9 protein-coding genes are annotated in these 9,391 nt (G+C 69.6%); 7 read left to right on the top strand and 2 right to left on the bottom strand.

What is annotated here, in order from left to right:
* From lepA to hemW, 4 genes are all read left to right on the top strand, one after another.
* Window positions 1–1,452: translation elongation factor 4 (gene lepA / locus JWQ91_RS04510; protein ID WP_297781406.1), on the top strand; the 1,452-nt coding region annotated here is incomplete at its 5' end.
* Between the two features lie 109 nt (window positions 1,453–1,561).
* On the top strand, window positions 1,562–2,197 hold the full coding sequence (locus JWQ91_RS04505; RefSeq protein ID WP_297781403.1) for an MOSC domain-containing protein: 636 nt from the start codon (window positions 1,562–1,564) through the stop codon (window positions 2,195–2,197).
* A gap of 64 nt (window positions 2,198–2,261) precedes the next feature.
* A complete protein-coding gene (locus JWQ91_RS04500; protein ID WP_297781400.1) occupies window positions 2,262–4,097 on the top strand; it encodes a long-chain fatty acid--CoA ligase in 1,836 nt (611 codons plus the stop codon).
* Window positions 4,098–4,100: 3 nt separating this feature from the next.
* Window positions 4,101–5,264 carry a radical SAM family heme chaperone HemW gene (hemW, locus tag JWQ91_RS04495; protein WP_297781397.1) on the top strand — a complete coding sequence of 388 codons (1,164 nt, stop codon included), beginning with the start codon at window positions 4,101–4,103 and terminating at the stop codon, window positions 5,262–5,264.
* A 168-nt stretch (window positions 5,265–5,432) separates the two neighbouring features.
* Here hemW and JWQ91_RS04490 read toward each other — a convergent pair whose 3' ends face one another.
* Together JWQ91_RS04490 and JWQ91_RS04485 are read right to left on the bottom strand one after the other, a co-directional pair.
* Window positions 5,433–6,266, bottom strand: a complete 834-nt coding sequence (locus tag JWQ91_RS04490; protein WP_297781394.1) for a DUF3097 domain-containing protein — start codon at window positions 6,264–6,266, stop codon at window positions 5,433–5,435.
* Window positions 6,259–6,702 carry a hypothetical protein gene (locus tag JWQ91_RS04485; protein ID WP_297781392.1) on the bottom strand — a complete coding sequence of 148 codons (444 nt, stop codon included), beginning with the start codon at window positions 6,700–6,702 and terminating at the stop codon, window positions 6,259–6,261. Before JWQ91_RS04485 ends, JWQ91_RS04490 begins: the two co-directional genes overlap by 8 nt.
* A 78-nt stretch (window positions 6,703–6,780) precedes the next feature.
* On the opposite strand from JWQ91_RS04485, the gene hrcA reads away from it, so the two are divergent.
* The 3 genes from hrcA to JWQ91_RS04470 are packed head-to-tail and all read left to right on the top strand — an operon-like array spanning window position 6,781 to window position 9,344.
* A complete protein-coding gene (hrcA, locus tag JWQ91_RS04480; protein WP_297781389.1) occupies window positions 6,781–7,797 on the top strand; it encodes a heat-inducible transcriptional repressor HrcA in 1,017 nt (338 codons plus the stop codon).
* Window positions 7,798–7,813: 16 nt separating this feature from the next.
* Window positions 7,814–8,962: a molecular chaperone DnaJ gene (gene dnaJ / locus JWQ91_RS04475; protein WP_297781387.1), complete on the top strand. Its 1,149-nt coding sequence runs from the start codon at window positions 7,814–7,816 to the stop codon at window positions 8,960–8,962.
* Window positions 8,963–8,993: 31 nt separating this feature from the next.
* A complete protein-coding gene (locus JWQ91_RS04470; RefSeq protein WP_297781385.1) occupies window positions 8,994–9,344 on the top strand; it encodes an HIT domain-containing protein in 351 nt (116 codons plus the stop codon).
* Window positions 9,345–9,391 lie beyond the last annotated feature (47 nt).

Below are 9,391 nucleotides of genomic sequence, written 5' to 3'. Positions count from 1 at the left end.
GCGATCGACGCCGACCTCGACATCATCCCGGTGCTCAACAAGATCGACCTGCCCGGCGCGCAGCCGGAGAAGTACGCCGCGGAGATCGCCGGCATCATCGGCGGCGACCCCGACGACGTGCTCCGGGTCTCGGCCAAGACGGGCCAGGGCGTCGAGGAGCTGCTCAACCTGATCGTCGACGAGATCCCGCCGCCGCAGGGCGACCCCGACGCGCCGCCGCGCGCGCTGATCTTCGACTCGGTCTACGACACCTACCGCGGCGTCGTGACGTACGTGCGGGTGTTCGACGGCAAGCTGTCGCACCGCGACAAGATCAAGATGATGTCGACCGGTGCGGTGCACGAGATGCTCGAGGTCGGCGTGATCTCGCCCGAGCCGGTCAAGGCCGCGGACCTCGGGGTCGGCGAGGTGGGCTACCTCATCACCGGCGTCAAGGAGGTCCGCCAGTCCCGCGTCGGCGACACCGTGACGTCCCACATCCGTGGCGCGACCGAGCCGCTGGGTGGCTACAAGAGCCCCGTCCCGATGGTCTTCGCCGGCCTCTACCCGATGGACGGCGACGACTACCCGACGCTGCGCGACGCCCTGGAGAAGCTGCAGCTCAACGACGCGGCACTGGTCTACGAGCCGGAGTCCTCCGGCGCGCTGGGCTTCGGTTTCCGCATCGGCTTCCTCGGCCTGCTCCACCTCGAGATCGTCCGCGAGCGGCTCGAGCGCGAGTTCAACCTCGAGCTCATCTCGACCGCCCCCAACGTCGTCTACCGGATCGAGATGGAGGACGGCAAGGAGATCACGGTCACCAACCCCTCGGAGTACCCCTCCGACGGCAAGATCGAGAAGGTCTTCGAGCCCGTCGTCCGGGCGACCGTCCTGAGCCCGACGGACTACATCGGCGTCATCATGGAGCTCTGCCAGGCGCGGCGCGGCCAGCTCATCGGCATGGACTACCTCTCCGAGGACCGCGTCGAGATCAAGTACACGTTGCCCATGGGCGAGATCATGTTCGACTTCTTCGACGCGCTCAAGAGCCGCACGAAGGGCTATGCCTCGCTCGACTACGAGCCGACCGGCGAGCAGGCGGCCGACCTGGTCAAGGTCGACGTCCTCCTGCAGGGCGAGGTCGTCGACGCGTTCAGCGCGATCGTCCACCGCGACAATGCCTACGGTTACGGTGTCTCGCTGGCCGGGAAGCTCAAGGAGCTCATCCCACGCCAGCAGTTCGAGGTCCCGATCCAGGCCGCGATCGGCGCCCGCGTCATCGCCCGCGAGAACATCCGCGCGATCCGCAAGGACGTGCTCGCCAAGTGCTACGGCGGCGACATCAGCCGCAAGCGCAAGCTGCTCGAGAAGCAGAAGGAGGGCAAGAAGCGGATGAAGATGGTTGGCAGGGTAGAGGTCCCGCAGGAAGCCTTCATCGCTGCGCTGTCGACCGGCGACGTCAAGAAGGAGTAGCTCGTGGCACTTACGTCGCGTCAACCTTGCCGGTGGCGCAAGCGGTCGGCTCACCAGGAAGCCTTCATCGCTGCGCTGTCGACCGGCGACGTCAAGAAGGAGTAGCCGCGTGGCCCTCCTCGAGTCCGTCAACGTCGGACGGACCGTCGACGTGCCGTGGGGCAAGCTCGGGCGGAGCGCGATCGACAAGCGCCCGGTCGACGACAGTGTGATGATCCACACGCTCGGGCTGGCCGGCGACCAGATCGCCGACCTCGTCAACCACGGCGGCCCGGACCAGGCCGTCTACGCGTACGCCCGCGAGGACCTCGACACCTGGTCGGCCGAGCTCGGGCGCGAGCTCGGTGCCGGGCTGTTCGGGGAGAACCTCACGACCCGGGGCATCGACCTGTCCGAGGCTCGCGCGGGCGACCGTTGGCGGGTCGGTGGCGCCTTGCTCGAGATCGCCGGCGTCCGCATCCCGTGCTCGGTGTTCCAGGGTTTCCTGGACGAGCCCCGGTGGGTCAAGCGGTTCACGCAGGGCCGCCTCCCCGGACCGTACCTGCGCGTCCTCGAGGAGGGCGCCGTCCGAGCCGGCGACACGATCGAGGTCGTCGAGCGGCGGGACCACGAGGTGACGGTGGACTTCCTGTTCCGCGCGCTGACGACCGAGCGCGCCCTGGTCCCGCGGCTGGCGGCCGAGCCCCGGATCGCGTCGTTCGTCCGCCGGCGGTTGGGTGAACCGCGCAACGACCGGGTGAAGTGACCGGCAGGTAGGTTAGGGTGATGCGCACCACATACCCTCCGTACGTCGCGTGAAGGACTGCCCCATGCCTGCCAACGTTGTCACCCCCGAACAGCTCTCGATCGTGGAGAACCGCCCGCCCAGCGTGGCGGCGATGTTCTTCGACCGCGTCACAGCGACCGGATCGCACGAGGCCTACCGGTACCCGGACGAGAACGAGGTCTGGCAGTCGCTGACCTGGGCCGAGACGGGTGACAAGGTCACCCGCCTGGCCGCCGGCCTGGTGGCCCTCGGCATCGAGGCGGAGCAGCGCGTCGCGATCGCCTCCAACACCCGCATGGAGTGGATCCTGGCCGATCTGGCGATCAACGCCGCGGGCGCCGCGACCACGACGGTCTACCCGACGACGATGGCCGACGACGTGGCCTACATCCTGGCCGACTCCGACAGCCGCATCGTTTTCGCCGAGGACGACGAGCAGGTCGCCAAGCTGCGCGCCAAGCACTCCGAGCTGCCCTCGATCAGCAAGGTCGTCGTGATCGACGGCACGACCGACGGCGACTGGGTCATCAGCCTGGCCGACCTCGACGGCCTCGGCGAGAAGTACCTCGCCGAGCACCCGACGGTCATCCAGGACCGGGTCGCGGCGATCGGCCCCGACTCGCTCGCGACGTTGATCTACACCTCCGGCACGACGGGCCGCCCCAAGGGCGTCCGGCTGAGCCACGACGGCTGGACGTACGAGGGCTACGTCATGGTCGCCGCCGGCACCCTCAGCATCGACGACCTGCAGTTCCTGTGGCTGCCGATGGCGCACTCGTTCGGCAAGGTGCTGCTGACGACCCAGCTCGCGATCGGGTTCCCGACCGCGATCGACGGCCGCGTCCCGCGCATCGTGGACAACCTCGCGATCGTCAAGCCGACCTTCATGGGCGCGGCCCCCCGCATCTTCGAGAAGGCCTACGGCCGCATCGTCGGCATGACGGAGGCCGAGGGCGGCGCCAAGCTCAAGATCTTCAAGTGGGCCGAGGGCGTCGGCATCGCGCACTCCCGTGCGGTCCGCTCGGGCAAGCCCGTCTCGCCGGTGCTCAAGGCCAAGTTCGCCGTCGCCGACAAGCTCGTGTTCTCCAAGGTCCGTGACCGCTTCGGCGGCCGGGTCCGCTTCTTCATCTCCGGCGCCGCAGCGCTGTCGCCCGACATCGCGGAGTGGTTCCACGCCGCAGGCGTCCTGATCCTCGAGGGCTACGGCCTCACGGAGACCTCGGCCGGCGCGTTCGTCAACCAGCCCGACAACTTCAAGCTCGGCTCGGTGGGCCAGGCGTTCCCGGGCAGCGAGGCCAAGATCGCCGCCGACGGCGAGGTGCTGATCAAGGGCCCGCACATCATGCGCGGTTATCACAACCTGGAGACCGAGAGCGCCTCGTCGCTGACGGACGAGGGCTGGCTGCACACGGGTGACGAGGGTCGGATCGACGAGGACGGCTTCCTCTACATCACGGGTCGCAAGAAGGAGCTGTTCAAGACCTCGGGAGGCAAGTACGTCGCGCCGCCGCACATCGAGGGCATCTTCAAGGGCATCAGCCCGCTGACGAGCCAGATCCTGGTGCACGGCAACGAGCGCAACTTCTGCTCCGCGCTGATCACGCTCGACCCCGACGCCGTCACCGAGTGGGCCTCGCACCACGGCATGGAGGGCAAGTCCTACGCCGAGGTGACCCAGTCGCCCGAGATGCAGGCTGTCATCCAGGGCCAGATCGACGAGCTCAACTCCAAGATCAACCGCTGGGAGACGATCAAGAAGTTCGCGATCCTCGACCACGACCTGTCGATCGAGTCCGGCGAGATCACGCCCAGCATGAAGGTCAAGCGCAATGTCGTGGAAGCCAACCACAAGGCGATCCTCGACGGCTTCTACGCTTAGAGGATGCCACTGACCGAAGGACCGCTCACCCACCCGGGGGAGCGGTCCTTCGGCATGTACGTCCATGTGCCGTTCTGCTCGGTCCGCTGCGGCTACTGCGACTTCAACACGTACACCGCCAACGAGCTCGGCGACGGCGCGACGCGGGAGTCGTACGCCGACACCGCGATCGGCGAGGTACGCCTGGCAGCCGAGCAGGTCGGTCGGCGACCCGTCGAGACCGTGTTCTTCGGCGGCGGCACCCCGACCCAGCTGCCGGCGGGTGACCTGGTCCGGCTGCTCGGGGCGATCGACGAGTCATTCGGCCTGGTGGACGGCGTCGAGGTCACGACCGAGGCCAATCCCGACAGCGTGACCCCCGAGTCACTGGCGACGCTGCGGGCCGGCGGCTTCAACCGCATCTCGTTCGGCGTCCAGTCCGCCGTGCCGCATGTCCTGGCGACGCTCGACCGGACGCACGACCCGGCCGGCGTGCCGCAGGCCGTCCGCTGGGCGCGTGAGGCGGGCTTCGACCAGGTCAGCGTCGACCTGATCTACGGCACGCCGGGGGAGTCGATGACCGACTGGCGCACCAGCGTCGAGCAGGCCATCGCGCTCGGGCCCGACCACATCAGCGCCTACGCGCTGATCGTCGAGCAGGGCACGGCGTTCGCCCGCAAGGTCAACCGCGGCGAGGTCGTGATGCCCGACGACGACGAGACGGCCGACAAGTACGTCCTGGCCGACGAGCTGTTCACGGCGGCCGGCCTGGGCTGGTACGAGCTGTCCAACTGGGCCCGCGACGAGGCGGCCCAGTGCCGGCACAACGTCCTCTACTGGCACAGCGACGACTGGTTCGGCATCGGGCCCGGTGCCCACTCCCACGTCGGAGGCGAGCGGTGGTGGAACGTCAAGCACCCCGCGGCGTACGCCCAGCGGCTCGCGGCCGGCGAGTCCCCGCGGCACGACGGTGAGTCGATCGACGCGGCGACGGCCCACCTCGAGCGAATCATGCTCGAGACCCGGCTGCGGACCGGCCTGGACCTCGCCGCGCTCTCGCCCGCGGGACGCGAGGCGATCCCCGACGTGTTGGGGCGCGGCCTGGGGACCGTCACCGACGGCCGGCTCGTGCTGACCCGGGACGGGCGGCTCCTGGCCGACGCCGTCGTCCGCCAGCTGACCGACTGACGACGCCCCCCAACCGGCCGGCGGTGCGCGAGTCGCCTATCCCGGCGGCATGGGGCGACTGTGGCACCGCTCCATCACTGGAAGGGCGATCAGCGCACCGCCCGCCCGCGGGATGGGCGACCAGGTCACCGCTTCGGCAACCAGAGGATGCCAACCCCGCCAAGGCCCTTACGGAGCCGTGACGAAGTCGATGAGCTCCTCGACCCGGCCGAGGAACGACGGCTCGAGGTCGGCATAGGAGTCGACCCGGCTCAGGATGTGCTTCCACGCCCGGGCGATGTCGGTCTGGTCGGTGTGCGGCCAGCCCAGCTCCCGGCAGATGCCGTGCTTCCAGTCCTGCCCGCGTGGGATCACGGGCCATGCGTCGATGCCGAGGCGGCCGGGCTTGACCGACTGCCAGACATCGACGTACGGGTGGCCGACGACCAACACATGGGCGCGGCCGGAGACCTGCTCGGCGATCCGGGTCTCCTTCGACCCGGGGACGAGGTGGTCGACCAGGACGCCGAGGCGCCGGCCGGGGCCGGGGGAGAACTCGTCGACGATCGAGGACAGGTCGTCGATGCCGCCGAGGTACTCCACCGCGACGCCCTCGATCCGCAGGTCGTCGCCCCACACCCGCTCGACGAGCTCGGCGTCGTGCCGGCCCTCGACGTAGATGCGGCTCGGCAGCGCGACCCGCGCCTTGGCGCCCGCCACGGCACGCGAGCCCGAGGCCGTACGCGTCGCGGTCGCCTTCGTCGCGGCGCTGGGCGGCCGCAGGACGACGGGCTTGCCCTCGAGCAGGTAGCCGGGGCCCAGCGGGAACGAGCGGCGCTTGAGTCGGCGGTCCTCGAGGATCATCATGCCGAGGTCCTTCTCGACGGCCATGACCTCGCCGCAGAAGCCCGACGTCGCGTCCTCGATGATCATGCCGCGCTCGACGACGACCTCCTCGGAGCGGCCGCGCGGCGGCTTCTTCCAGTCGCCGGACAGGACGTCCTGGCCGTAACGGTCAACCATGGAGCGCCCCGAGCAGGCGCTGGTGGAAGGCCTCGAGCTCGTCGCGGGAGATGACCCGGTCGGCCGCGATGATCTGGGTTTCGGCAGTCGTCAGGCCCAGGGCAAGGTCGACCGCGACGGGCCACGACCTCGGCACCGTCGTGAGCGGCTTGCCCGTCCAGAGGTCGCCGACCATGACGGTGTGGCTGGCCGGGCCGGTGGCCGTCATCACGAGCTCGCCGCCGATCGGTCCGTCGCCCAGGTGGGCGATCTCGAGGAAGAACGGCTCGTGCTCGACCGCGGCGACCGACGAGAGCGTGCCACCGCGGGACTCGTGGGCGACGATCGTGCCGTCCGGAAGGGTCACCGCACGAGGCGCGTACCCCACCCGGGTGCCGTCGACGCCGACGACGAACCACGTGCCGTCGTCCCATCCGATCGCTGCTGTTGCCTCCACCTCGCTAGACTGGCACTTGCCCGGTGCGAGTGCCAAAGCGACGCGCTGGAGAAGCCGGCTTCATGGAAGGGGGACGCGATGTCTGACGATCGACGACTCGACGTCCTCCGGGCGATCGTCGAGGACTACGTAGCGACGCAGGAGCCGGTCGGCTCCCGCTCGCTGCTCGACCGCCACCAGCTGGGGGTCTCGCCGGCGACGGTCCGCAACGACATGGCGGCGCTCGAGGAGGAGGGCTACCTCACACAGCCCCACACGAGCGCCGGACGGATCCCCACCGACAAGGGCTACCGGATGTTCGTCGACCGGCTCGGGACGGTCAAGTCGTTGTCGCCGGCCGAGCGCCGCGCCATTGAGACGTTCCTGACGGGCGCGGTCGACGTCGACGACGTCGTGCAGCGCAGCGTCAAGGTCCTGGCCCAGCTGACCAACCAGGTCGCGATCGTCCAGTACCCCTCCCTGACCCGCTCCACGGTGCGCCACATCGAGGTCGTGGCGCTCGAGGGGACCCGGGTGCTGCTGGTCGTCATCACGAGCAGCGGCCGGGTCGAGCAGCGCATCGTCGAGCTCGTGAGCACCCTCGACGAGGAGCTCATCGCGAGCCTCCGGTCGCGCATCATCCACGCGACGATAGGCGAGCGCCTGCCCGAGGCCTCGCTGCGGCTCGCCGACCTGATCCAGACCTTCGACGCCAACGACCGCCCGGTCGTGACGTCGATCGTCACGACCCTCACCCAGACGTTCTCCAACGAGCGCTCCGACGAGCGCATCGCGGTCGGCGGGACCGCCAACCTGGCCCGCTTCGGCAGCGATTTCGACACCGCGATCAAGCCCGTCCTCGAGGCGATCGAGGAGCAGGTCGTGCTGCTCAAGCTGCTCGGCGAGGCGACCAGTGGGCTCACGGTGCGCATCGGCAGCGAGACCGGACACGAGCGCCTCGCGAGCACCGCCGTCATCTCGACGGCGTACGGTGCCGACGACCTGGCCCTCGCGACCCTCGGCACGGTGGGCCCGACCCGCATGGACTATCCAGCAACGATGGCCGCAGTGAGCGCCGTCGCCCGATACGTCGGCCGCACGCTGGCCGACAACTGAGAGACACCAAGGACCCATGGCACAGGACTACTACGCAACACTCGGCGTCGGACGTGACGCGACCGCGGAAGAGCTCAAGAAGGCCTACCGCAAGCTCGCGCGCCAGTTCCACCCCGACGTCAACGACGCCCCCGACGCGTCCGACCGGTTCAAGGAGGTGACGATCGCCTACGAGGTCCTGTCGGACCCGCAGAAGCGCTCGACCTACGACCGGGGCGGCGACCCGCTGAGCAACAACGGCGGCGGCTTCGGAGGCGGTCAGGGGTTCAACTTCGATGACATCATGGACGCGTTCTTCGGCCAGAACGCCGGCCGTGGCCCGCGCTCGCGCGTGCAGCGCGGTCAGGACGCGCTGCTGCGGCTCAGCGTCGACCTCGCCGAAGCCGCCTTCGGCGCGACCCACGAGATCAAGGTCGATACCGCGGTGACCTGCGCGACGTGCGAGGGCAGCGGCGCGGCCAACGGCTCGCAGCCCGAGATGTGCCGGACGTGCCACGGCCACGGCGACGTCCAGCACGTGCAGCGGTCGCTGCTCGGTGACATCCGGACGTCCCGCCCGTGCCCGACCTGCCACGGCTACGGCAGCGTCGTCCCGGATCCGTGCCACGAGTGCGCCGGCGAGGGACGCGTCCGTTCGCGGCGCTCGATCTCGGTGACGATCCCCGCGGGCGTGGACCAGGGCACCCGCATCCAGCTCACCGGCGAGGGCGAGGTCGGTCCCGGCGGGGGACCGGCCGGCGACCTCTACCTCGAGATCAACGTCGCCCGGCACCCCGTGTTCCAGCGCAAGGGCGATCAGCTCTTCTGCCAGATCACGCTGCCGATGACCGCGGCCGCCCTTGGCACCCACCTGGACCTGCCGACGCTCGAGGCCGACGTCGCCGACACCCCGGAGGACGAGCGGACCGTCGAGCTCGACGTCTCACCGGGCACGCAGTCGGGGGAGACGCTGACGATCAAGGGCTACGGCGTGCCGCGCCTGCGTGGCCCGGGTCGCGGTGACCTCAAGGTGCAGGTCGTCGTCGAGACACCCACACGCGTCGACGACGAGCAGCGCGTCCTGCTCGAGCAGCTCGCCGCGCTCCGCAACGAGGAGCGCCCCGAGACCTTGATGGCCAACAACCACAAGGGCGTGTTCGGCAAGATCAAGGACGCATTCAAGTGAGCCTGCGAGCTGGAGTCCATGGGGGATGCACGTGAGCGGCACCGACCCGGACTGTGTGTTCTGCAAGATCGTGGCGGGGGACATCCCCGCCGAGATCGTGTCGGAGACCGAGCGCACCGTGGCCTTCCGTGACCTCAACGGGCAGGCCCCGACCCACGTCCTGGTCGTCCCGCGCCTGCACGCCGCCGACATCGCCTCGCTTGCGGTCGCCGCTCCCGACGTGGCCGCCGCGCTGCTCGTGGAGACTCGGAGGATCGCGGTCGGGGACGGCCACGAGGCCTACCGCCTGGTGTTCAACACCGGGGCGGACGCCGGGCAGAGCGTGTTCCACGTCCACGGCCACGTCCTGGCCGGCCGCGACCTGACCTGGCCCCCGGGCTGAAGACGATCAGCGAATTCGCCCGCTGTCGTGCCGATTGCGTACGATTG

Source organism: Aeromicrobium sp. (genome assembly GCF_025965075.1).
GTDB lineage: Bacteria > Actinomycetota > Actinomycetes > Propionibacteriales > Nocardioidaceae > Aeromicrobium.
The sequence above is the reverse complement of the archived record's forward strand: the minus strand, read 5'-3'. Positions and strand labels throughout refer to the sequence as shown.